21 protein-coding genes and 1 pseudogene are annotated in these 24,411 nt (G+C 40.0%); 2 read left to right on the top strand and 20 right to left on the bottom strand.

From position 1 onward, the window contains the following. Positions 1-24: 24 nt before the first annotated feature. From ACHFIZ_RS05275 to ACHFIZ_RS05310, 8 genes and pseudogenes are all read right to left on the bottom strand, one after another. Positions 25-444: a hypothetical protein gene (locus ACHFIZ_RS05275; RefSeq protein ID WP_410883581.1), complete on the bottom strand. Its 420-nt coding sequence runs from the start codon at positions 442-444 to the stop codon at positions 25-27. 73 nt (positions 445-517) lie between these two features. Then, positions 518-1,138 (bottom strand): phosphatase PAP2 family protein, encoded by a 621-nt coding sequence (locus ACHFIZ_RS05280; protein WP_410883583.1) that lies wholly within the window; start codon positions 1,136-1,138, stop codon positions 518-520. Between the two features lie 139 nt (positions 1,139-1,277). Next, on the bottom strand, positions 1,278-1,688 hold the full coding sequence (locus tag ACHFIZ_RS05285) for a response regulator (RefSeq protein WP_410883585.1): 411 nt from the start codon (positions 1,686-1,688) through the stop codon (positions 1,278-1,280). Positions 1,689-2,080: 392 nt separating this feature from the next. Next, positions 2,081-3,334 carry a PQQ-dependent sugar dehydrogenase gene (locus ACHFIZ_RS05290; RefSeq protein ID WP_410883587.1) on the bottom strand — a complete coding sequence of 418 codons (1,254 nt, stop codon included), beginning with the start codon at positions 3,332-3,334 and terminating at the stop codon, positions 2,081-2,083. 31 nt (positions 3,335-3,365) lie between these two features. After that, positions 3,366-3,419: pseudogene (locus ACHFIZ_RS05295) on the bottom strand (DUF2256 domain-containing protein); the annotation flags it as partial. 419 nt (positions 3,420-3,838) lie between these two features. Next, positions 3,839-5,272: a PQQ-dependent sugar dehydrogenase gene (locus ACHFIZ_RS05300; protein WP_410883589.1), complete on the bottom strand. Its 1,434-nt coding sequence runs from the start codon at positions 5,270-5,272 to the stop codon at positions 3,839-3,841. A gap of 74 nt (positions 5,273-5,346) precedes the next feature. Then, on the bottom strand, positions 5,347-6,111 hold the full coding sequence (locus ACHFIZ_RS05305) for a sulfatase-like hydrolase/transferase (protein WP_410883591.1): 765 nt from the start codon (positions 6,109-6,111) through the stop codon (positions 5,347-5,349). A 61-nt stretch (positions 6,112-6,172) separates the two neighbouring features. Continuing rightward, positions 6,173-6,469, bottom strand: a complete 297-nt coding sequence (locus ACHFIZ_RS05310; protein ID WP_410883593.1) for a sulfatase-like hydrolase/transferase — start codon at positions 6,467-6,469, stop codon at positions 6,173-6,175. A gap of 327 nt (positions 6,470-6,796) precedes the next feature. Between ACHFIZ_RS05310 and ACHFIZ_RS05315 the strand changes: the two genes are divergently transcribed. Continuing rightward, positions 6,797-7,255 (top strand): helix-turn-helix domain-containing protein, encoded by a 459-nt coding sequence (locus tag ACHFIZ_RS05315; protein ID WP_410883595.1) that lies wholly within the window; start codon positions 6,797-6,799, stop codon positions 7,253-7,255. Positions 7,256-7,563: 308 nt separating this feature from the next. Here the strand turns inward: ACHFIZ_RS05315 and ACHFIZ_RS05320 are convergent, their stop codons facing one another. Then, positions 7,564-7,761 (bottom strand): hypothetical protein, encoded by a 198-nt coding sequence (locus ACHFIZ_RS05320; RefSeq protein WP_410883597.1) that lies wholly within the window; start codon positions 7,759-7,761, stop codon positions 7,564-7,566. A gap of 272 nt (positions 7,762-8,033) precedes the next feature. Between ACHFIZ_RS05320 and ACHFIZ_RS05325 the strand changes: the two genes are divergently transcribed. Further along, positions 8,034-8,936 (top strand): prohibitin family protein, encoded by a 903-nt coding sequence (locus ACHFIZ_RS05325; RefSeq protein ID WP_410883599.1) that lies wholly within the window; start codon positions 8,034-8,036, stop codon positions 8,934-8,936. Positions 8,937-9,302: 366 nt separating this feature from the next. On the opposite strand, the gene ACHFIZ_RS05330 is transcribed toward ACHFIZ_RS05325, so the two are convergent. The 11 genes from ACHFIZ_RS05330 to ACHFIZ_RS05380 form a co-directional block, all read right to left on the bottom strand. Beyond that, positions 9,303-11,057: an ATP-binding protein gene (locus tag ACHFIZ_RS05330; protein WP_410883601.1), complete on the bottom strand. Its 1,755-nt coding sequence runs from the start codon at positions 11,055-11,057 to the stop codon at positions 9,303-9,305. 26 nt (positions 11,058-11,083) lie between these two features. Further along, positions 11,084-12,214 carry a sensor protein KdpD gene (locus ACHFIZ_RS05335; RefSeq protein WP_410883603.1) on the bottom strand — a complete coding sequence of 377 codons (1,131 nt, stop codon included), beginning with the start codon at positions 12,212-12,214 and terminating at the stop codon, positions 11,084-11,086. 139 nt (positions 12,215-12,353) lie between these two features. Beyond that, positions 12,354-13,424 carry a porin gene (locus tag ACHFIZ_RS05340; protein WP_410883605.1) on the bottom strand — a complete coding sequence of 357 codons (1,071 nt, stop codon included), beginning with the start codon at positions 13,422-13,424 and terminating at the stop codon, positions 12,354-12,356. A 119-nt stretch (positions 13,425-13,543) separates the two neighbouring features. Continuing rightward, positions 13,544-14,110, bottom strand: coding sequence for a K(+)-transporting ATPase subunit C (locus ACHFIZ_RS05345; RefSeq protein ID WP_410883607.1), 567 nt, complete (start codon positions 14,108-14,110; stop codon positions 13,544-13,546). Between the two features lie 18 nt (positions 14,111-14,128). Further along, a complete protein-coding gene (kdpB, locus tag ACHFIZ_RS05350; RefSeq protein WP_410883609.1) occupies positions 14,129-16,159 on the bottom strand; it encodes a potassium-transporting ATPase subunit KdpB in 2,031 nt (676 codons plus the stop codon). Positions 16,160-16,171: 12 nt separating this feature from the next. Further along, on the bottom strand, positions 16,172-17,890 hold the full coding sequence (kdpA, locus tag ACHFIZ_RS05355; protein ID WP_410883611.1) for a potassium-transporting ATPase subunit KdpA: 1,719 nt from the start codon (positions 17,888-17,890) through the stop codon (positions 16,172-16,174). Between the two features lie 9 nt (positions 17,891-17,899). After that, complete coding sequence (kdpF, locus tag ACHFIZ_RS05360; RefSeq protein WP_133575248.1) at positions 17,900-17,977, bottom strand: K(+)-transporting ATPase subunit F; 78 nt, start codon at positions 17,975-17,977, stop codon at positions 17,900-17,902. Positions 17,978-18,254: 277 nt separating this feature from the next. Next, on the bottom strand, positions 18,255-19,589 hold the full coding sequence (locus tag ACHFIZ_RS05365; RefSeq protein WP_410883613.1) for a sigma-54-dependent transcriptional regulator: 1,335 nt from the start codon (positions 19,587-19,589) through the stop codon (positions 18,255-18,257). Between the two features lie 375 nt (positions 19,590-19,964). Then, positions 19,965-22,388: a TonB-dependent receptor domain-containing protein gene (locus ACHFIZ_RS05370; RefSeq protein WP_410883615.1), complete on the bottom strand. Its 2,424-nt coding sequence runs from the start codon at positions 22,386-22,388 to the stop codon at positions 19,965-19,967. 38 nt (positions 22,389-22,426) lie between these two features. Continuing rightward, positions 22,427-23,710 (bottom strand): sensor histidine kinase, encoded by a 1,284-nt coding sequence (locus tag ACHFIZ_RS05375; protein WP_410883617.1) that lies wholly within the window; start codon positions 23,708-23,710, stop codon positions 22,427-22,429. Beyond that, positions 23,707-24,381: a response regulator transcription factor gene (locus ACHFIZ_RS05380; protein ID WP_410883619.1), complete on the bottom strand. Its 675-nt coding sequence runs from the start codon at positions 24,379-24,381 to the stop codon at positions 23,707-23,709. The genes ACHFIZ_RS05375 and ACHFIZ_RS05380 overlap by 4 nt, the downstream gene beginning before the upstream one ends. Positions 24,382-24,411 lie beyond the last annotated feature (30 nt).

Raw genomic sequence — 24,411 nt, forward strand, 5'->3', positions numbered from 1 at the left:
GGATTTCAGTTGAGCAGCTTGAGGCTAGTTGATAGGATTTCCTTTCTCGTCAAACAGAAAATCCTTACCTCCGATTTCTGCTTCATACTGTATCTGTCCATTGGCTTTTGTAATTTTTGCGGCCTCTTTGACTTTCAAACCTTTGTGATGAATGGCAAGAAAGTCAAGCACTGATTTGGGCAGTTCTGTAATGGCAAGTCCTTTCTCAGACTCAAGAAGATTACCGGAAGCGGCATAATTTTCAGACATTTTTCTTCCATTTAGCTTGAATACAGCTTCATAAGCACCTTTCTCTTTCTCCCAATTCACGTCCTTCACTTCCGGATGTTGACCGGAAAATTTATTCTTCACTGCTACAGGCACTCTCGAGAGCGGTAACTTTTGGGCTTCGACCAAGGAAACATAACTTACTAACCCTACCACAAGAATGATTGCTTTTTTCATAATTTTCATGTTTTTATGGTAAGTTAAAATTGAAGTATGAAGAAATTCTGAATTTTGTTACCTTTTATGAATCTCATTGTGTAGGGTTTTTTAAACCAAGGTAAATATACCCGAGGATGAACAGATAAACAATACCTAATATGAAACCTCCTAAGACGTCGGTGAACCAATGCGCGCCCAGATAAACCCTTGATATCGGGATCAAAAAAATCATTCCTGCCGAAAACGATATGACTGCAAACTTAAGCACTTTATTTACATGCTTTAAGTTACCCATGGCTATGATCAGAAAGCCAAAAAAAACCGTGTAAAAAAGAGTGTGACCGCTTGGATAGCTTTGTTGTTTTGCCTTTTCGATAATCCTCACTAGATTCTCAGTTGGGCGAGGTCTCCCAATAAGTAGTTTAAGCGATGAACTAAAAACTCCTGATAGTAAGGTTAATAGCGTGAAAATGGCTTCCCTTTTTAACTTGAATAAGAAAAAGAGGATGGCTGCAAAGATTACAATGATTAGAGATTGCGGCAAGTTTCCAAACCAACTGACCAATTTCATTATAACTTCAAGTGTCCCGTTGTGCCGCTCCTGAATCTCCTCAGAGATGTGCATATCAACATAAGATGGCGGAGTAATTAGTACAAAATAACTCAGGCTGATGAAACCAACAATCAGGGTTGTAATAATGCCAAACAGCATTCGTGTCTTATTTTTAAGAAAATCATTTAACACAGACATATCAAGAAATTATTGCTCGAAATTAAAGGAAAATAATGTAGAAATTCTGGATTTAGCTGAACCGGATCTATTTCCCATCAATGTTAAATATTAAGATTCCTTAGACTAATCCCAACTCCGCCTCCAGAACTTCCTGGAACTGTGACTTTGATATGGGCTTGATCAGATATCCCTTTAATTTGGGATAAGTTAGAAATTTATCACGATCATATTTACTGTCGGAAGAAGTGGAAATGTAGATCGTAATCAATTCCTTTTTAAAGGTATTAGTGGTGAATTCGTCTAGAAATTGCCATCCATCCATGTAGGGCATATTTAAGTCCAGAAACACAAGATCCGGCAACTTCGCTTCTTCATCCTTATGCGCTAAAAAGTATTGAATTGCAATTTCCCCATCAGAAAATTCAATCAAATTTTCTACCAAATTGGTAGCCTCTACAATTTTTCTGGTTGAAAACTGAAAAAACCTGTCATCATCAATAACACTAACTAAAGCGATCTTCTTCATCATAAAATAATTTTAAACTTTGTCCAAATGTCTGGCTGGCAATTAACAGTTATGGCCCCACAAATGTTTCTAGTTAATTCTTAGTCATAAAAAGCCCAACCCCTTTACTATCAAACCCCCGGTGAAATACTTTATCTAATTTAAATATATTGTTCCCATGCCATTTCAAATCTATACCTAGGCCGTTGTCCATAAAGCTTAGCTCTATGACCTTTTAGGCATAAGTGGCTTGCTGACAATGAAAAAGGTTTTGAATTGATAGAATACAACCCTTCACTAGCTCAGGAAATTGGAAAAGAAGAACGTTATCGGTAAACAAAATTCCAATTAATCATTGATTCAAAAAAACGCTAAACAAGGAGCGAGAATGTTTTAAACTAAAGTTGCCATTCGAGTTATTTTTTATCCATCCTGTATAATCGACCCTGATCTGTAATGGCATACAAGGCGCCATCAGTTCCTTGAGTGATATCCCTAAAGCGTTGGCGCTCGCTTGCAAGCAATCTCTCCTCCCCCACAACCTTATCATTTTCGAATGCCAGGCGAATAATATGCATTCCACTAAGAGCGCCTATAAAGAGATTATTCTGCCACTCAGACACACGGTTGCCGCTGTAAAAAGTCATTCCGCTCGGTGAGACTACTGGATCCCAATAATACGCCGGTTGTTGCAATCCGCTACGCTGTTGAATACCCTCTCCAACCCGCTCACCACTATATTCTATTCCGTAAGTGATGATCGGCCAACCAAAATTACCTCCCGCCTGTAATTTATTGATTTCATCACCACCACGCGGACCGTGCTCAGCCTGCCAGATGGCTCCGGTAACCGGATGGATGGCCAGTCCCTGTGGATTTCTATGTCCCAAAGAATATATCTCTGGACGAGCATCTGCCTGTCCAATAAAAGGATTGCCTGCTGCGGGCTGTCCGTCTTTTGTAATCCTAACAACTTTACCCAATCCTGAATTCAATGATTGTGCCTGTGGACGGGTAACTAAATCCGATCGTTCTCCAGTACTTGCCATCAGGTTTCCAGTTCGATCAAATAATATCCTCCCACCATAGTGATTGGTTCCTGAATATCCAGGAGTTGCCCGGTAAATTACAGTTACACCTTCCAGGCTTCGCTCGTCAATAGATAGTTTTCCTTTAGCAATCGCGGTGACATTCCCATCTGCCGATGGCTGAGAAAATGACCAGTATACCATTCTGTTAGTAGTAAACTCGGGGTCGAGACATAGTCCTAGTAATCCACCTTGTCCGGCCGCATTAACAGCAGGCAGACCCGAAATTGGCTCACCAATTGCCCCCGTTGCTGTTACAACCCGCATCTTACCGGCTTTCTCATTCACAAGAAATTTACCACCGGGTAGTGATGCTATTCCCCATGGACTTTGAAGGGCGCTTGTTATAATTGCTGAACTATAGGACGTAGTTGTTTTGATACCGCTAACCCTGGTTTGCCCTGTAAATTCTGGCTTATAATTGGCGTTAGGAGGCATCGTTTCTACAGGAGCAGTTTGGGTACCTGGAGATGGCGTTTCAGGTTCTTCCGCGGGGTTTTTATCTCCAGAACAGCTGTTCAATGTAAAGACCGATAAAATTATTACAATTATATTTTTGAGTTGATGATACTTGGTTTTCATAAGCTTTCTTTTAACTGACTTTGGCGGAGCTTCACTTTTTACTACAATAACGAACCTGTTCCCAATTCTCTTTCCATTTTTTTCGCTACGCAAAAAGACACTGGCAGAATAGACAATTTTTTGTTGGTAAATCCTGCATTTTAAGGTGCTTCATCCTGATAGTAAAACACATCCGAGTGCAAATAGTTTCATAGTACGAGCTTCAATCACTCTAAACTGCCCCTTAACTATGAGCAGCCACTTTATGTTACAGAGATGGGATTAAGGATATTCTGTTGAAACCAATGGAAGACGAAGACAAAACAAAACCAACCTGCGTATGGGCTCATTGGGAACTCGGAGGGAACTCAGAGCAAGCTCGTTGGGATAACACCCCCCATTTGTGCTAGTAACTAGCTCCAATCCCGCTTTCATACCTCTTTAAGCCTAGGCGATGATCAATATTAAGTTGAATAACCTAGATACAATATCCTAAGAAGCGCATTTTTATTAGTAAGCGTGTATTTATTCAGGCTTAATCCTTAAAACGGCATCAGGCGAATTGGTTAGTACGTATAACGCACCATCCGGTCCCATACAAACATCCCTTACCCGACCATAGCCTTTCAGCAAAATCTCCTGTTCTTTGACTTGATCGCCCTCAACCACCAATCTCCTCAGCTCTTCAAACTTAAGGGCTCCTACCAGCAGGTTATTCTGCCATTTAGGAAACAACTTTCCTCCGGTGAATGCAATCGCACTAACGGCAATTGATGGTGTCCAATAAGTGATTGGTTGCTCCATTCCTTCTTTTTGAGTCAAATCAGAAACCTTACTGCCATTGTAATCAATACCATACGTGATCACTGGCCAGCCATAATTTGCACCTTTTTTAATGATGTTTAGCTCGTCGCCTCCCTGCGGACCGTGTTCAGTCCCATAAATGACGCCTGTTAAGGGATGCTGGGCGATGCCCTGAACATTTCGATTTCCGTAACTATAAATCCCTTCTAAAACACCGGGCTGACCGTAAAAAGGGTTGTCTTTTGGTATCGTTCCGTCTTTATTAATCCTATAAATTTTCCCGGCGGGTCTGGAAAGAATCTGTGCATCTTTAGCCCGATCCATGTCGCCAATTGTAAAATAAAGGTAGCCTGCCTTATCAAATAGGAAGCGACATCCCCAGCGTGATCCCCCTTTAACTAATAAGGAATCATTTACCTGAAACAACACTTGTTCTTCCAGCCAACGGTGGTCTTTTACTTTTCCCCGAACAATTTTAGTCATTCCGGGCGTTCGCTTGTCTGGACTGTTCGCAGGGTTATGACTATATGCAAGGTACACCCATCCATTTTTAGCATAATCGGGATCAATAATTACATCTAACATACCCCCCACCTGATCAGACGCGTACGACTTTGGGATTCCATCAACCTTTTGGGTATCCAATTTTCCATTCAGCATCCAGCGTAATTCTCCTTTGTTACCTGTAATTAAAGCCTTTTTTGAATCTACAAAAGCGATTCCCCATGGCCGCTCTATCCCTTGAGTTATTAATCTTTCGATCTTAAGCTTATAGTGTTTAGTTTGAACTTGCAGCGGCTTCTCCGTTTTCGTTTTAGCAAGGTCAGGCGACTTCCTCACTGCCAAAATATAGTCAGTAACTGCATCAATTTGCTTGTCTGTGATAACCCCAGACCATTTGATCATTTCAGTCCCAGGAATGCCGTTGCGTATACTGCTGATTATAGAATTGCGGTCTCCTCCATGTTTAAGCTCCTTACTGAGGAGTGAAGGTGCCGATGCACCTTCCAATTGTTTGCCATGACAACCCGCACAATTGGATTGATAAACCAGGGCTCCATCTTTACTGATAACCTCTTTACTTTGCGTGTAGCCAGACTGTTGGAAGGCTATTACAAGCAGCAAAGAGGGCAAACAACTGAGTTTTATTTTCATTTTAGACATTATTTGTTTTCTGCCGGAACTAACATGCAGTGAGCGCAATAGTTTTGTTAAGATAGTAATTAAATTTAAGCACCAAGCTTTGGGATTGATCGCCACCAGACAATCAATTTTTCACTCAATTGCGCTGTCATCTTTGGTTCAGTAGTCATGAGGTTATTCGTTTCCTTCGAATCCTTTACAATATTATAAAGCTCAATTTTACTTTTATCGCTATCCATCAAAAGTTTCCAGTCGCCCGATCTGATCGCCAATCTTGGGCTTCGATCCCTTCCCTTGGGAAAATTATATGCAATATCATTTCTACCATACTCCCAGTAAAGATCTCTATTTCTTGAAGCAGGTTTGCCAAGCAACAATTCAGATTGGTCAAGACCATCACCGCTATAATTTTTGGGGAGCGTGATACCAGCGATCTTAGCGAGAGAAGGCAGTAAGTCCGTAGTATGCAACACGGAACGATCATCAATTTTACCAGCTGGAATATGTCCCGGCCAGCTCACTAGGAAGGGCATGCGGATTCCACCTTCATATAAAGATGCTTTCGCCCCGCGAAACCCTCCACTCCTACTACCTCGAAAACTTGGTGCCGGACCATTATCGCTAGTAAAAATGATGATGGTATTCTCTGATAGTCCCATTTCCTGAAGCCCGTCTAGTAAGCGCCCGATTTGAACATCGTATTCTTCAAGCACCCCTTTAAAAGCTGTCTCCTCCTCCGGATTCATTGGGAATTTTCCATTAAATTCTGTTTCACTTCTAGGCACCCATGGTGTGTGAACATCATCAGACCAGAGGTTTACAAAACAAGGCTTCCCTTTGTGACGTTTCATAAAATCAAGGGTTTTATCTACAAAATACCTTGCTCTATCCCATCTCTTGATACTGTCTTTATCAGACCAGATCCAATTGGTAGCGGTAAGCGCGGGATCGGGCTCTGGAGGGCGAACAGATTGGAGCACCACAATAGTATTGGGTAAATTTCAATCCCTTAGATGCAATCCTATCAATGTTAGGGGTTTTCACAAACTTGCCCCCAAATGTACTCACATCGCCATATCCCATATCGTCTGTTAATATAATAATGATATTAGGCGGCGTATTTGGCTTTACAGAACTTTGGCTTGAAAAAAGGAGATAGGTCGAGGCGAGTTCAGCGCAAATTAGGAGGTTTTTTAGTTTGATCTTCATTTGGGGCGTATCATTTTGTCAAAATGTACAAAAATAAATACTAAAAATGCGATATTAGAATCAGATACTGACCCATTGCTTAAGTAGTTTGACCCCCTCCCCAAAAATTGGCCAATTAAAATTAGAGAATCGGGTGTTAAATTTAAGATTTCAATAAACTAATTCGGACTCAGACATTAACCATCAACGTTAAAAAGTATTACATTTAAACATCATCAAAGCAACATAATAAAATAGATTTATGAAATGACGATAGTGTAAATATCCAATTGATAAGCACAACAGGCTGAAGCCTTGTTAAGAATTTACAAATCCCGGAGCAAACTTATGAGCATAATACTAGGCATAGAAACACTAATTGATAATCTTGACTCTGATAAACTGGAACAATTAGATAAAGCTGCGGCAATACTTAAAAGTCAATCAAATATTGAATTTCGCATCCTTAGCGTTGATGAAACGAATATTTCGATTGAAACTGCACAGTCTGAAACTCGCTCAGGCAAATATGCCAACCAGGCTACACTCGTAAAACGCACGCTGGAAATCTTTGAAAAGATCCTTTCGGGGTTCAACATTGACGTAGAGCCTGTCCCCTACCTTCCTACCCCAACTTCAGTAGTTAATCCCGCTTGGCTTAATAAGAAAATGAAGGAAAAAGGAGTCCGCATTAAACAAATCGCCTTCGAAACAGGCGTTGACAGAGAAAGTATTTCCGATTGGATAACCGGTAAAAGGGCGATGAGCCAGATTGTTAAAGCAATGTTTTACTTCTACTTATCATGATAGTCATTTGAAACAAATTTATAGTGTGATTGATGTTGCCATGGACCTCCAAGGTATTCCCACACATCCATGCCCCTCAGCAGTTATTGTAAATGCCTCGAAGCTTGCCAACAGTACCTTCAGAAGTTCCCTTGCCCGCTCTGGAGTAGTCTTGTTTTGCACTGTAATATGAACTTTAAATCTGTGTTTATCCTGAGGAATAAGGTGGTTTTCAAAAGCTTGGCAAAGTTGTTATCGAAGGTTTTCAAGTTCAAAACTTTCCAATTTATACGCCACCCCCGCACCGAGATTGATTAGCCTAATTGTTTTTATTTTAAAGGGCTTCCATTCAATGTCAATAAAATTCTAAAGGTTTCTAAACTGAAAGGCAACTGATGAAACAACGTAAGATGCGCTTTCAAAAGATTAAGTTCAGGAAGGAAGTACCGACTCCTCATCTCATTAAAAAATTGCTGACTCTTTTCGTCCAGTCTTACTATTAAAATCAGAGGATTTCCTGTTTCCATTTATCAATGCTAAAGTAATTCATTTTTAATCAAGTCGGAGTTAAAAAACACCTTCTGTTCCAGACATCATTGATCTTTTAGCGTTGCCAGTCCAAATTATCGAACCCTACCAAAATGACAATTACCGCTTCATTTTGGTAGCTTTAACTTATCTAAAATACTAATGGGAAAAATAAAACATTATTTTAAAGCCGTCAAACAGTTCTTTTTACCAAGTTATTTTTTGGGGCATGCACTTTGCAATACTATCTAAATTACTTAAACCGAAATATATGTTTCTCATTATCCTGGGCCTACTAATCACTATTGTAAGCTTTTTTATTGCCAAAGGCGATAGCCCCTTAACAAGTTACAGCGTTGTTATACGCATAACTGGAATTTTATTTATGCTATTAGGTACTGCCCTTTCCATGTTTAAAGTCATCGACGCGGGCCAAGTCGGTGTCAAAACTCTTTACGGCAAGGTTGATAATGAGGTGCTTTACAGTGGGTTGAATGTAATCAATCCATTAGTTGAGGTGACAACTTTTGATGTTAAAACCCAAAATTACACCATGTCTGCGATCCATGATGAAGGAAATAAGGTTGGCGACGATGCCATAAGGATCCTTACATCCGATGGGCTGGAAGTTACCATTGACTTGTCGGTATTGTTCAGTGTTAAGCCGAAAGATGCACCACGAATCCTGAAGGAAATTGGCGATGATTACCTTGACAAAATCGTCCGTCCGATAGCCCGAACTGCTATACGGGACAATGCAGTGTCTTATGAGGCTGTAGCACTGTATTCTACTAAGCGTCAGGAATTTCAGAACAAAATATTTGCTGCTATCGACTTAAGCTTTGCTAAACGCGGATTGAAATTAGAACAACTGCTTGTTAGGAATGTCACCCTTCCAGAATCGGTAAGGAAAGCTATTGAATCCAAGATTAATGCAGAACAAGACGCCCAGAAAATGCAATTTGTGCTTCAGAAAGAAAGGCAATTGGCAGAGCGTAAGCGTATAGAAGCTCAGGGTATTGCAGACTACCAACGCATACTTTCTACAGGCCTCAGCGATAAGCAGCTTCAATACGAGTCTATTCTTGCTCAAAAGGACATTGCACTTTCACAAAATACGAAGATTATAATTATGGGGAATAGCAAAACTCCGGTAATATTAAGCTCCAATTAAAGAACTTTAAGCGATTCTATTACTGAATTATAGAAGCGCTTAAAGTTAATTTCTAGTCATCTTAAGAACCAACACATTTTCATTCTAAACAGCGTATTGGCGGAGACGATTTTATAGGCTATTTCATTTTTCGGAGATGATGATGCAGAATTTTCCATAGGATCATCGGTGACAAATTACCTACCCCGACTTGCCAAATCTATTGCAATACCCTCTAAATGATCTGTAAACATCGATTATCTGCTAGTTTTATTAAAAACGTTTGCTTCACTTTACGAAAGGTTAATTATCCCATTCCTGGTAGAAAAGAAACACTTTAGAACTGCTGTAATAGCGCTAAACAGCTCAATGAACGAACTACAAAACTCAACTTACAACGGGAAGCAGAAAACAAAATCTGCTTCCCTCACCTATAGCACTTTCTACCCAAATTTTCCCACCTTGTGCATTAATAAAATCTTTGGAAATGGCGAGACCGAGTCCCGATCCCGATTTATTATTGCCATCAGTAGGTACTTGAAAATACCGGTCAAACAAACGCTTCTGATATTGTTCATCTATCCCTTTTCCAAAATCACGGACTGAGAATTCAATGTTATTTCCTGATTCTATAATTTGAATAACCACTCTGGATTTTTGAGGACTATATCGAAGGGCATTCGAAAGAAAATTGACCAAGACCCAAGCCGTTTTTTCAGTATCTACGTTTACTTTAGGCAAGTCATTTTTGGAGATAAGTTCAAGTTCTACTTCTTTCTGCTCCGCCTGAAACCTAACGGCATCCATAGCATAGATCGCTATTTTACGAGGATCAGACTTCACAAAATTCAATTGAAGATTTCCAGTTTCAACTTGCGCCAGATCAAGTAATTCGCTGGTAATCTTTAAAAGCCGGCCACAATCCTCTTTCATATGCTGAACAAGTTCCTTCTGCTCAGGATTCATGCTGCCGACACGTTCATCATCCATTAATTTTAAACTCATTTTTATAGAAGATATGGGTGTTTTTAACTCATGAGAAACGGTAGCGATGAAATTTGTCTTTGCTTCATCGAGTTCTTTGTACTTAGTAATATTTTTAAGAATATAGACCTCTCCTGCGGTTTTCCTGCTGGCTTTGATTACTAAATCTTGTTGGTCTTCCCAAACCGGTACCGTAATCTCTCTACGCTCAAGCTGAAAGTAAGATTCTTTACTGTCTGCGTAAATTTTCATTGGCTTGTCAGTACTATTGATCTGCAATATCTTGTTGAGGAGGTCATTTTTCTTCATCAGCTCACGCGCGTTTGCACCTAGCACTTCTTTTTCATTTAAATTGAGTAGCTGTGCTGCAACGGTATTCATAAACAATACTTCATTTTTTTCATTTAACCCGATGATCGCATCCTGCATTTGCTCAATAATAGCCTCTATCCTTAATTTTTCCGATTGAAGTTTTGCCAGGTTACTGTTTTCCCATTTATTTAATTGAGCAGTCATCAAATTAAATTCTTCCGCAAGTTCGGAAAACTCGTCACTACCGTTAAATTCCAGGCGCTGCTTATAATTCTTACGGCTAATTTCCTTAAGAGCAGCGGAAAACTCCCTTAATGGATTAGCAACGAATCCTGGGAAGTTTATAACAAACGAAAACAGGATCAGGAAAGACATTGAAGCGGCAAAAATAAGATAGGTGGCAGCCTGTTTAACACCACGCTGTGCAGCATCGTTCTTTCTTACAATAGCATTCATATTCAAATCATCGATAGATCTGAGTAGCTGGCGTGCGTTATTCAGCGCCAATTGAACTTCTGCCCGACTGCTGGATGGATTGGAAAACTGCAGGTAAGCGTTTTTAAGCATTTCTACAGCTTTTGCTTCACCAAGCTCGGTGATGTTTTTTTCTTCGAGCATCAGTTGTGAAACAAACTCTTTATTGATTGCGGGAGACAAGGGAAGACTGTGGTCTTCCAAGATAGATCTCATTTTTCCGCTGAATTTTAAGCTCTTATAATTATCCTTCAATACTACCTTCGCACTTTCAGAAATCCGATTCATAAAGAACATGGACATTCCTCCAAAAACCAGGATTACCAGAAATAGGAACCCGAAGCCCAGGCGTAATTTTGTTTTTATTTTCATTTCTATTGAAATTTACATAATAAGGTTTAAGACAGAATCACAAGATCGGTCTCTGTGTCGGCAATACTTTTTAATAATTTACTGAATATAGCTGTCCGCATGATAACCTGGAATAAGTTCAAATGTGGCTTACCAATGCAAATTGTAGTAATCTCTTTTTCAGCAGCAACTCTGGTAATCGTTTCTGTTATATCATCGCTTTTAATCTTGAGCACTTCCCCTCCTAGTTCAGTGGCTAGCTTTAAGTTATTGATTAAATGCCGCTGCAAATCAAGCTTTATCCGATCTCCATTTTCAGCACTTCGCTGTACATAAAGTACAATCCATGGAGAGCGATAGTAGGACGCTAGTCTTGCAGTTTTACGAATGATAATCTTAGCAGTCTGGTGATTGGTAGAAATACAGGCCATAAACTTCTCCGGGCGAAGTTTTATCTGTTTTGGTACTTCAATATTGATCTTCCTTTCCAAATGATGGGCTACTTCTTTCAATGCCAGTTCTCTCAATTGAAGTATCCGTTCAGGTTGAAAAAAGTTATTCAATGCCCTTTCGATTTTTGTCTGATCGTAAATCTTCCCGGCTTTTAAGCGTTCAATAAGCTCATCAGCTGTCAAATCTATATTTACAATCTCATCCGCAGATTCCAATATTTTATCAGGGATGCGTTCGGTTATTGGTATTCCAGTGATGGTCTCAATTTCCTCATTCATACTTTCCAGATGCTGAATATTTACTGCGGAAATGACACTGATGCCGGCTTCCAGGATATCAGAAACATCCTGCCAACGTTTCGCGTTCTTACTTCCCTCCACATTACTATGAGCCAATTCATCCACAATCACTACTTCAGGGTGAATATTTATAATGGCATTGACATCCATTTCCTCCAGCTCTTTTCCTTTGTAGAAAATTTTACGTCTTGGTATGGTATTGATCCCATCTAGTAGTGCATGTGTCTCGGCCCTATTGTGCGTCTCGATATAACCAATTCTTATGTCTATGCCGTTTTTTCTCAAGGCATGGGCTTCCTGGAGCATTCGATAAGTTTTCCCAACTCCAGCACTCATACCAATGTAGACCTTGAACTTCCCCCTCCTTGATTTTTTTACCAATTCTAGGAATTTCTTTACTGAGCCAGATTTATTTTCATCTTCCATTGTATAACGTTACCATTTTAAATAGATATAACATTCTTTATTTAGATACCAAATTATAGCAACAATTACTCCTATGAATGTTCACAGGAGTAATTTTGCAAGCGGATTTTTAAAGAACTCCGGTGCCATTGTTGTCGTTTTAAAATGAGACTGCAAAACTTGCTGTAAGTGCTGCGTTATGATTAACAGCGTTCAAATCTCTCGTAAATATCCTATCCTTACTATCATATAATTTACCTTCCAACCTAATAACTGCGTTACTAATTGGAGCGTAATCAAGGTTTAAAGAATACCCTGTAGTTTTAAATCCATTAGCGGTGCCAGTTGATATAAAGACACCATTCTTATCTTCATAATATTCTACTCTTCCGGCAACAGCCCAATTTCCAGAAATTTTATATTGAGCAATAGCCACTGGGGACAATACCACATTAATTTCATTGCTGCCTTTTTCCTTTTCCTGGGTACCATAGTCGAATCCAACTGTAACTCCAAACTTCTCAGTTAGTTGAAAGATCCCGTATACATTGTGATAAAATCTTTGCACACGAACCGAATCTGCACCCTCTGTACCCAAATAATTGCTGTAGTTTACGGTGATTGTAGCGGTTGGCTTCCAGGTCAACTGCAGTCCTCCCGCAGGCTGACTATTTCCGTCTTGACGGGTCATTCTTTGCCATCCGTTTAAGTAAAATCCGGCAACGGTAAATTTCCCATCGTTAGTTCCGTACGTAAGTTTAGTGCCCGATTCATAATAAGGCGTATTTTCCGAAGAAATATTACGGGTTAGTACCCAGCAGTCTTTAGAGATCGCACTTTCGAAACCTATATGCGATGAGAAGATGCCGGCATCTAACCATAAGTTCGCGTTCCTGGATAATTTTAGCCCCGCATTTGCTTCAAAAACATTTTTTAATACTCCGGGCTCAGCTGCAAGATTGGCATTGGCATAAGTACCTGCCATTACCGCTAGGTTTGCTCTGATTCTTCCGTTCTCATAATTCCCCTTTATAAAGCCAAGGTTCAGGTTCATCTCATTATGTCGGTTATGAGAGTAGACAAAGCCCGGTCTGTTGTTATCAGTCGGCTTGTTAAAATCATATCCAAAGTAAGTTTCCAAATAGCCTGTCACTCTAATTTTAGGTTTTTCCTGGCCATAAGCAATCGATCCTGTAGTTAATGCAGCAGCTAGTAATAATAGTTTTTTCATGTAAGTAGTGTACTTATTTATTCGTATATGATATTCCGATTCCGTTGAGCTGCCTGTTCCTGAGGTCGGCAAACGCTAATGGATCAGGCAGCGGATCGGAATTTATGTTTTTTAACCTTCTATTTTTTTAACTCGTCTAAAGCAAGGTTAAGCGTCAATACGTTCACAGATGTAGGCCCAAACAACCCTAACAAAGGCTCCTGTGTGTTTTTTACAACTAATTCTGCTACTTTTTTCTCGTCTACATTACGGGCTGCAGCGATTCGTTTAATTTGTATAATAGCGCCTTGTTCAGAAATATTAGGGTCAAGTCCGCTTCCTGAGGCAGTTACCATATCAGCAGGTATATCTGCTTTACGCAAACCAGGATTGTACTTTAAAAGCGTGTCAATTCTGTCGGAAACCTGTTTCAAATAGTCTGCATTTGAAGGCCCCTTATTGGATCCGGCAGAGCCGGCAGCATTATAGCCTACAGCAGATGGTCTACCCCAGAAATATTCTGATTTTGTAAAAGACTGACCCAGTAGCGCATAACCAACTACTTTTCCGTCTTTTGTTATTTTTTCACCACCGCCATTGCCTTTGGAAAAACCACCGGCAAAAGCTACAATTAGTGGATATACTACGCAAAGCAATACCATTAAGACTGCAGTTAAGCGTATAGATTGTAAGATGTACTTTTTCATGATTATTGATTTTAATGCTTATACAAATAAGCCTACAAGTAAATCGATTAATTTAATGCCAATAAACGGCGCAATTACACCCCCAAGACCGTAGATCAGAAGGTTTCTGCGCAAGAGTGCACTTGCTCCGATCGGTTTGTATTCTACTCCTTTCAGCGCAAGCGGGATAAGGATAGGTATGATGATCGCATTGAAAATTACGGCCGACATAATTGCACTTTCCGGACTATGTAAACCCATTATATTAAGGCTCTGCAATGCAGGGATGGATGCAATAAACAATGCTGGTACAATTGCAAAGTATTTAGCCACATCATTCGCAATGGAGAAAGTAGTTAGCGTACCACGTGTAATCAATAGCTGTTTACCAATTTCAACAATTTCGATCAATTTGGTCGGGTCATTATCTAAGTCGACCATGTTACCAGCTTCTTTGGCTGCCTGAGTACCACTGTTCATCGCTACACCTACATCTGCCTGTGCAAGGGCCGGTGCATCATTAGTACCGTCGCCCATCATAGCAACTAGTTTGCCCAATGCCTGCTCGTCTTTAATGTAATTCATTTTATCTTCAGGCTTAGCCTCGGCAATAAAATCATCTACGCCTGCCTTTTCGGCGATAAACTTAGCTGTTAATGGATTGTCTCCTGTAACCATCACTGTTTTTACGCCCATCTTTCTAAGGCGCTCAAAACGTTCGCTGATACCAGGTTTGATAATATCCTGCAATTCGATTACGCCCATGATTTTTTCGTTGACAGCAACAACGAGCGGTGTCCCTCCATTATTAGAGATTGCTTTAACCTGATCTTCGGTTTCTATTGGGAAAGGATTACCTGCCTTCAATACCATATTACGGATGGAATCAAATGCACCTTTACGAGTTCTTTTGCCATCAGTTGTATCCAGACCGCTGGAACGGGTCTCAGCAGTGAATTTGATGAATGTTGACTCCACTGGAGCTTCCATTACTTTAAAATCTTGAGCGATAGCAAGTTCCAATATCGATTTACCTTCTGGGGTTTCGTCAGCGAGTGAGCTCATCACACAAGCTTCTATAAATTCCAGGCTTCTTACTCCTGGAGCAGGATAAAAATGAGTTGCTTTACGATTACCGATTGTGATGGTACCTGTTTTGTCCAAAAGAAGTACGTCAATATCACCTGCAGTTTCTACAGCTTTACCTGACTTGGTAATTACGTTTGCGCGTAATGCCCTATCCATTCCAGCGATACCAATTGCAGATAAAAGTCCTCCAATGGTTGTGGGAATTAAACACACAAACAAAGAGATCAGTGCAGCAACTGTAATAGGCGTATTTGCATAGTCTGCGAATGGTTTTAATGTTACACAAACAATGATAAATACTAAGGTAAAACTGGCGAGCAAAATTGTTAAGGCGATTTCATTAGGGGTCTTTTGTCTGGATGCACCTTCTACCAATGCAATCATCTTATCTAAAAAACTTTCACCTGGTTGGGTATTAACTTGTACCTTGATTTGATCTGAAAGCACCTTAGTACCCCCGGTTACTGAGGATTTATCACCCCCAGATTCACGGATTACCGGCGCAGACTCTCCTGTGATGGCAGACTCATCGATGGTTGCAATACCTTCGATAATTTCACCATCTGTTGGAATCGTGTCACCCGCTTCGCAGATAAATACGTCACCTTTTTTTAACAGTGCAGAAGAACGGGTTTCAATCGTACCATTTTCCAACATCACTTTTGCAGGCGTTTCTTCACGGGTTTTGCGCAAGGAATCCGCTTGAGCTTTACCTCTTGCTTCGGCGATTGCTTCGGCAAAATTGGCAAAAAGCACCGTAAGTAAAAGGATAAGAAATATAAAGAAATTGTATAAAGGTGATCCCTGACCTTCATGGCTGATGGAGTATACGGTCATATAAGCCATGACTAAAGTTCCGATCTCGACGGTAAACATGACCGGGTTTTTAATCATCACTCTTGGATCAAGCTTGATGAAAGACTGTTTCAGTGCAGTTTGCACTAAAGCAGGTTCAAATAATTTATTTGATGAAGTTTTCATGTCTGGAAAATTCTATTTAAGCATAGTAAAATATTCTGCAAGTGGACCCAAAGCCAGAGCAGGGAAGTAAGAAAGTGCATTTAAGACAACAATTACTGCGAAGGTCATCAGACCGAAAGTAAGTGTATCTGTTTTTAAGGTCCCTGCAGATTCTGGGATGTATTTCTTTGCACCCAATAAACCGGCGATAGCAACAGGACCAATGATTGGAATGAAACGACCAATCAGCATTACGAAACCTGTTAGTACGTTCCAGAATACGTTGTTATCTCCCAATCCTTCAAATCCAGAACCATTGTTGGCATTGGAAGAAGTGACCTCGTATAACATTTCGGAAAAGCCATGGAAGCCTGGGTTATTCAACCAGTTCTGCGGTTGCACTGCCCAAGCAGCGTCTCCGTGGTTTGTAAAGGTGTAACTCGCGATTGCTGTTCCTGCCAATATTAAGAAAGGACTTAGAAGCGTGATGATCGCTGCTATTTTCACCTCTCGTGCTTCAACCTTATGACCGAGGAATTCTGGTGTTCTTCCTACCATCAAACCGGATATAAATACAGCGATGATCAGGTAAATAAAGTAGTTTAAGACACCAACACCGCAACCTCCGTAAAAGGAATTAACCATCATACCTAATAGTTGCCATGCACCTGTCAATGGCATGGTACTATCGTGCATATTGTTTACGGATCCCGTAGAAATAATAGTAGTAACCGTACTCCAGTATCCGGAAATAGCCGGGCCAAAGCGAACCTCTTTACCTTCCATCGCTCCAGTGGATTGAGAAATCCCAAGTTTTTCAAGGGCAGGACTACCACCAAGTTCTGAACGCATAGTTGGAATGAGCAGTAAAAACATTCCAACGGTCATTACACCAAAGATGATCCAGCCAAGTTTTCTTTTCCTTATAAAGATACCAAAAGCAATAACCATGGCAATTGGGATAATCACCTGCGCAATCAGCTCTACCATGTTTGTAACGTAATTAGGATTTTCAAGTGGATGCGTTGAGTTTGCACCAAACCAGCCACCACCATTTGTACCCAGGTGTTTAATGGCAATCATGCCAGCTGCAGGTCCTCTTGATACATTGACTGTATCTCCCTGTAGCGAAATAAATTGGTCTTTAGCTTCGTAGCTGGTCGGGGTACCATTAAATGCAAGTATTAACGCTACAATTAGAGATAATGGCAATAACAACCTGGTGATTGATTTCACAAAGAACTCCCAGAAGTTTCCTAATTTCTCACTCGTCTTATCGCGGAAAGCTTTAAAAAATACCACCGCAGCTGCAATACCGGTTGCACAGCTTACGAACATCAAAAACATCATAACGACGTGTTGAGTCAAATAAGTCACACCACTTTCACCAGAATAATGCTGCAAATTGCAATTCACTACGAAACTGATGATGGTATTAAAGGAAAGATCAGGCGTCATACCTGGATTTCCGTCCGGATTAAGAGGTAGCTTATCCTGAAATATCAATATAAAAAAGCCGTATACTAACCACACAAGGTTTATAGTAAGAAGCGCTTTCATATGCTGCTTCCAGTTCATTTCCTCTTTGGGATTAATTCCCGAAAGTTTATAGATTCCTGATTCAAAAGGTTTAAGAAAGTCTGTCCAAACTTTTTCACCGGCAAATACCTTTGCCAGGTACTTCCCCAGCGGAATAGCGATCAAGAGCGTGAGCCCGTAAGTGGCTATGACTCCTAGTAATTCTGTGTTCATGGCGTTCAATTAAAATTTTTCAGGTTTAATCAGCACGTAGATCATGTAAATGAAAACGGCGACTGCGATAATGAATAATGCGATCATAATTTTTAGATTTTTTCGAACCAGTCGATGGATTTGTAAACTACCCAGCAGAGAATCAGCAAGGCTAAGAATAATGAGATTGTGAGCATAATATGTTTATTTGTTAATAGCCCTATGCCAATATAGATGCCATAATTACGAATTCAATCACAATAAACTAATTGTCAGTGTCTTACATTATAAAAAATCAGCAATTGGTATCATTCAAATGACAAAAACCCTTCCATAATGGAAGGGTTTTTGTCATAGTGGGGTGAGCAACCAGAAGGCTGCGTTTCTAAGCTTCTAATTTATACTCATCAATTTTTCGATACAGTGTTGTTAGTCCGATACCAAGTAAACGGGATGTCTCTGTTTTGTTCCCTCTTGTAAATTTTAAGACCTTTATGATGTGTTGCTTTTCCACTGTCTGCATATTCATAGGATCAGCAGATTTGGTTTGATGGTGAAATTCATAGGGCAGCAGGCTAGAGGTAATAAAGGCATCATCCGCAAGAATTACAACGCGTTCCATGACGTTTTTCAGCTCTCGGATGTTTCCTTTCCAATTGTGACCAGTCAACAGTTTTGTAAATTCTTTATCAACGGTAAAATCAGGCTTATTAACTTTCAATGTAAATTCAGCAAGATAATACATTGCTATGGGCAGGATATCTTCCCTTCGATGCGACAACGGCGGGAGTTCTATTGAAAAGATAGAGAGTCGGTAAAAAAGATCTAATCTAAACTTGCCGGCTTCAGCTTCAGTTTTCAGATCTCTGTTGGTGGCTGCGATAATCCGAACGTTGACCAGGCTAGTCTGTGTATCTCCCACTTTGATATAAGTCTGATTCTCTAACACCCGCAGGAGTTTAGCTTGCAGGTCAAGGCTCATTTCTCCAATCTCATCCAGAAATATGGTGCCCTCATTTGCTTCTTCAAGCAAACCCTTCTTGTCTTTGGCCGCACCGGTAAATGCCCCCGCTTTGTAACCAAACAATTCACTCTCGAGTAATTCTGAATTAAGTCCACTACAGTTTACTGCTACAAAAGGCTTTAGTTTTCTTGGACCTTCGTAGTGAATAGCTTGGGCAAACACCTCTTTTCCAGTACCCGTCTCTCCCAGTAAAAGAACCGTTGTACTGGTAGCAGCAACTTTTTGTGCCAGTGCAATAGCTTCCTTTATCGACTTTGAATTACCAAGGATAGCATCGAAATTATACTTCTTTACGATCCGCTTCTCCAATTCATAAACACGGGCGCTGAGCTTGGCTTTATCCATTGCTTTGTAAACAAGGGGAATAATTTTGTCATTATCGTCCCCTTTTGTGATGTAGTCAAAAGCACCATTCCGCATGGCCATTACGCCATCTGCTATTGTACCAAAAGCCGTGAGATTAATAACTTCTATGATCGGATTAATTTTCTTAATTTCAGATACCAGCTCTACTCCATTGTAGTCCGGAAGCTTCACATCACTTAAAACAACAAGAACTTCTTCCATTTTAATTATTTTAAGCCCTTCTTTGCCTGTTGAAGCTTGAAAAACTTTAAAGCCTTCCAATTCAATAATGCGGGCCAAAAGACTACATATTTTTTTCTCATCATCGATGATCAGAACTGTATCTTGCATTGGTGAAATTCTATTGGTGTTGTGATTCATATACTTTTAAATCCACTAAATTATCTTTCGCAAGATAGGGAATTATAGAATCTAATAAATCTATATAAATAGTGATGCCATCACTGATTTCCGATAAGTATATATGCTCATCTGCGCTGTGAGATCTTGCAGAATCTCCCGGTCCATTTTTTATTGAAGGCATATTAAAACAGCCTTGATCTGAACTATTGGGGGATAAATACGTTTTTCTTCCAAGATCAATCCCAGCTCGTTTACTAATTCCTGTTCCCCTGGCGATAGCTGAAGCTTCTGTTTAACGCACCGCTTCAAAATGGCGGGGTAATTTCCGTTTTGAAGCGTATTTGTTTCAATTAGATTGAAAGTTTAAAACTTGTAACTATATCCTATACGGAAGACTTGAGTCTCCAGATAATCTGTACTTCTTAATACAAAATTGTTTCCAAAGATTTCCCGACGGGTGTATAAGGTATTGAGAATATCTGTTCCATTGAAAAAGAGTTCTCCTTTGCCTTTCTGGATTTGAATCTTGTAACCCATATCTACCGAGAATCTTGAGCCAATTTTACCCTGCGGAATAATATCTGGCGCTAAATAGATAGCAGAAACCTGTAAGTTGGATTGATTGCTCAATTTAACGGAGCTATTCAATTTCGCATTCCAGGATGTAATTGCATCCTCATTCATATGATAGGTTGTTGGAACGGGATATTTATTAGTCACCGTAAACCTATCAATTGTGTTTCGGTAGATGGATGCACTAATATTCAATTTATACCAGGATGTCAATTGTTGATCTAACGTAACCTCTCCCCCCCTATTGTTACTTTTGTCTGCATTCTGAAAAATGTTATAAATCAAACTACTTCCAGAAACGGTAGTGGCAATCCTCGTAATTGTAGCATCAACATTCTTCAGGAACAATGCAGAGTAAATGCTCCCTTTCTGCCAGGTTGCTCTGTGTCCAAGTTCTATGCTTTTCGTGAACTGTGGCCGTAATGTTGGATTTCCAACCTTTATCACCTCAGGTTCATCATACTTTGGAAATATCCTGATGTCGACTTCGTTGGGTCTATCTACTCGCTCATTATAAAACACGGAGATTTTATGTTTATCACCAAGCTTGTAAGCAATCCTTAAATTAGGAAAAGGTCTAGAGTAATCATAACCATCGCTAGTGTAGGTGTTGTGCCCTGGGTTTACATCGTAATTAACTTTAACGTACTCCAGCCTTAAACCAGCTTCTATTTCAAATTTTACATTTTCGTAAACATAATTTCCATAGAGTGCAGGGATGGTCTCTTTATAGTCTGCCCAGCCACCCGCATTGACATCCAGAGGAGAATTTAATCCTGGAAAAAACTGCATGTTGGTAGGAATCGTACGCCGTCTGAATTTTACGCCAGTTTCCAGGCGACCGTGTTTTAAAGGTTTGATGTAATCAAAATTCAAGTCAGCAACATGTTCATCAGAGAGTAGTTTAAATGCGTCTTCGCCGGCAAAAGTGGGTAGTATGTTAGTAAAGAAGTATTTTTCATCCTCCCGATGGAAAGTGTAGTTGAATCCAGCATTAATAACATGACCAGGCTGTTGAAATTTATGTTGGTACAATGCCGAGGCAGTTGCAGTGTACTTCACCTCATCTTCTAAAAATTGCCAAAGTCTGCTCCTCACACTTAAGTCTGCATTGAAGTATGGAATATCCCCACGATCCAGAATTCTTTCTTTGTTTAAATATCCAGAAAAAGTAAAGCTATTCTGATCTTCCGGATTCCAATCGACCCCCATCTTCAACGTCGAAAAGGTAGTCGTCCTATTTCTTTTAACCTGTTGTCGGATTACTGTTCCATCATCGTAAATCCTTTCTCCGAAATCATTTCTGTTTAGCGTCTGGGTAGATAGAACGTCTGCCTGTAAAAAGGTGTTGACCTTATTTTTCCGATAATTCAAAGAAAGGAAAGGGTTTACCTTCGGAGTTGCTTGATACTGAGGCCTGATACCTGGAAGGTTTTCCTTTCGAACCCACAGCGCGCCCAAACCAGATGTTAGTCCCACTTTACCGTTAAATCCCTCTTGTTTATTTTTTTTATAGATGATGTTTATAATTCCCGCATTGCCATTTGCATCATACCTGGCAGAGGGGTTGTTTATAATTTCTATTCTTTCAATTGCTGATGCAGGTATATTGTCCAAACCTGTTTGTGATCCAAATCCTGTCACTGCATTTTGTTTGCCGTCAATCAAAACAGCCACCTTATCATTGCCACGCAGTTGTACCTTTCCATCTTGTATGGTGATGCCTGGAAGGTTTTGCATAGCTTGTAGCACAGATCCCCCTATCTGCGTAACGTTGTTGGACAAATTGAATGTCTTTTTATCCATCTTTTCAGATACTCCATCGCGTGCTTCGGCAACGATCGAAACTTCCGTCAGAATCCTCGCATCCGCTTCCAATTCTACTACACCCAAATTAAGAAAGGGGCTCAATAACCCTACTGTATAATTTTGCTTGTGAGTAACAAAACCAACCATGCTAACTTCAAGGATATAAATGCTACTCTTCAAGTTTTCAATCTTAAAACCTCCATTCTCGTTGGTTATCGTTCCAACGACAAATAAACTGTCTTTTTGAGTTTTTAGAACGACGTTTGCATAAGGTAGGGGCGCTTTTTTTGCGTCTTGCACATAGCCTGATAGTGTAATAGTTTGCAAGGTCTGGCCAGACACAAAAAAGGGAAAGAGCAGTAAGCCAACTAATAAGTGTTTGATATATTTTAAGAAATCATTCATATTTCGAATTTGAATGCGAATTCTGAATATATTTTGAATTAAGCAGAATTAAATGTAATTGTAAAGCTATGCGTGCGCTCGGTAAAGTTATAAGAAACTATCCAACCGTGACGGTCACAAATCTCTTTTACAATCGAAAGCCCCAAACCACTACCAGGAGTTTGAACAGATGTGGAACCGAATCTTAAAAATAACTTTTGTTCTTCCAGGGAATAAGTTCCAGCGTTGGAAACCACTAACTTATCCGAGAACAGGGAAATATCGAGTTTTGCATCATTGCATGTATACCTTATTGCATTCATCAATAAATTTGTCAGCATGATTTCTGTTAAAGTTGAATTTGCCTCAACTTGGCATTCTGCATGTACCTGAAAGGCAATCTCCCTGGTTTCAATTAGATTAGTTAATAATTCAAGCATCACACTTAATTTCAAAGACATGTTGATGGACTGCTTTGCTAAAAATTGTTGGTTTTCAATTTTCGCTAATAACAATAAATTTTTATTAATTCTTGACACCCTGGACAATGCGTTGTTGGTTTCCTCGATCAGCCGGGATTGATCAGCAGTAATGGAATCGTCCTGGATCAGCAAATCCAACTTTGACTGAACAATTGCCAGTGGAGTTTGCAGTTCATGAGAGGCGTTCTCTGTAAATTCCTTCTGGCGTTTAAAAGTCGAGAGATTACCTTCCATCAACCTGGCTATGCTGTCATTGAGTTCTTGAAACTCGATGATAGTGTTTGGAGCGAACTGTACTACCTGGTCATCACTTAAATTAAAGGCTTTTATTTGCTGGAGGGTATGATAGAAAGGGGCCCAAAGCCTTTTGGAAATATTCTTATTTAACTTGATAAAGCCTACAAGCAGAATGATAAAGAACAAGATGGTAATTGCAGTGATTGCGATGATTGTTTCATAGCTTTCTTCCACATTCGCTTCCACGATAAGGCTGTAGGGCTGACGGTTGATTTCAACATAGGTGACCAGGCCCTGAAAACGATCATATCCCCCATCAGCATTGTAATTGTCCTTCCTGTAAACATTGTAGGTACTGTCATTTTTTAAAGCCCTAACAGGCTGTATTTTAGTTTCGGGCTGCAGGGTATTCCATAAACTAATCGCAGCCAATAACTGCGTCTGGTCTGAGTTTAAGCGAACCAGGTTTTTCTTTGTAGCCTCCGCTACGAGCTGATTATGTTCATTGATTTCATGGACCCAAATCAGATCGATGATTATAAAATAGACTGGTATACTACACAAAAGGACGATCATTGAGTAAGTGGTGAAAGCTCTTAATGGCTTATCCAGTAACTTAATCATATGTCCCATTTATACCCGTTGCCGTAAAGCGTTTTCAAATAACTTCCGCATCCTGCATCCGACAATTTCTTCTTGAGGTTTTTGACGTGAGCATAAATGAAATCGTGGCTATCCAGCATATCTGCCAGATCACCAGAAAGGTGTTCAGCAATGGCGCTTTTTGAAATCACCCTTCCACGGTTGCCTATAAAAAAGATGAGCAGCTCAAATTCCTTTTTTGTCAATACAACGGTTTTTCCACAAACCTCTACAATTTTTGCAGGCAAGTTTACCGTCAACTCTCCGTGTTGGATGATATTTGCATTAGCGAAACTACGTCTCCTAATTACAGAAAAAACACGTGCTGACAATTCAGATAAATGGAAAGGCTTAGCTAGGTAGTCATCCGCGCCGAGTTCTAGTCCCGAGATTTTGTCTTCCAGAGCATTTTTTGCCGAAATGATAATGACGCCATCCTCCTTTTTTAAACGCTTAAGCTCTTCTAGAATACTTAGCCCGTTGCCGCCAGGCAACATGAGGTCCAACAAGATGCAGTCGTACCGATAAGAACTTATCTTAGCTAATGCCTGGCTGTAATCGGAGGCAAGTTCGCAGACATAGTTTTGACCGGAGAGGTAGCTTACCATATTGGCAGCAAGTTGGAGCTCATCCTCAATAATTAACACCTTCATTTAAATTTCTTTAATTATGTTTAAATTCAC

This window comes from Pedobacter sp. JCM 36344, from assembly GCF_046546555.1.
Lineage (GTDB): Bacteria > Bacteroidota > Bacteroidia > Sphingobacteriales > Sphingobacteriaceae > Pedobacter.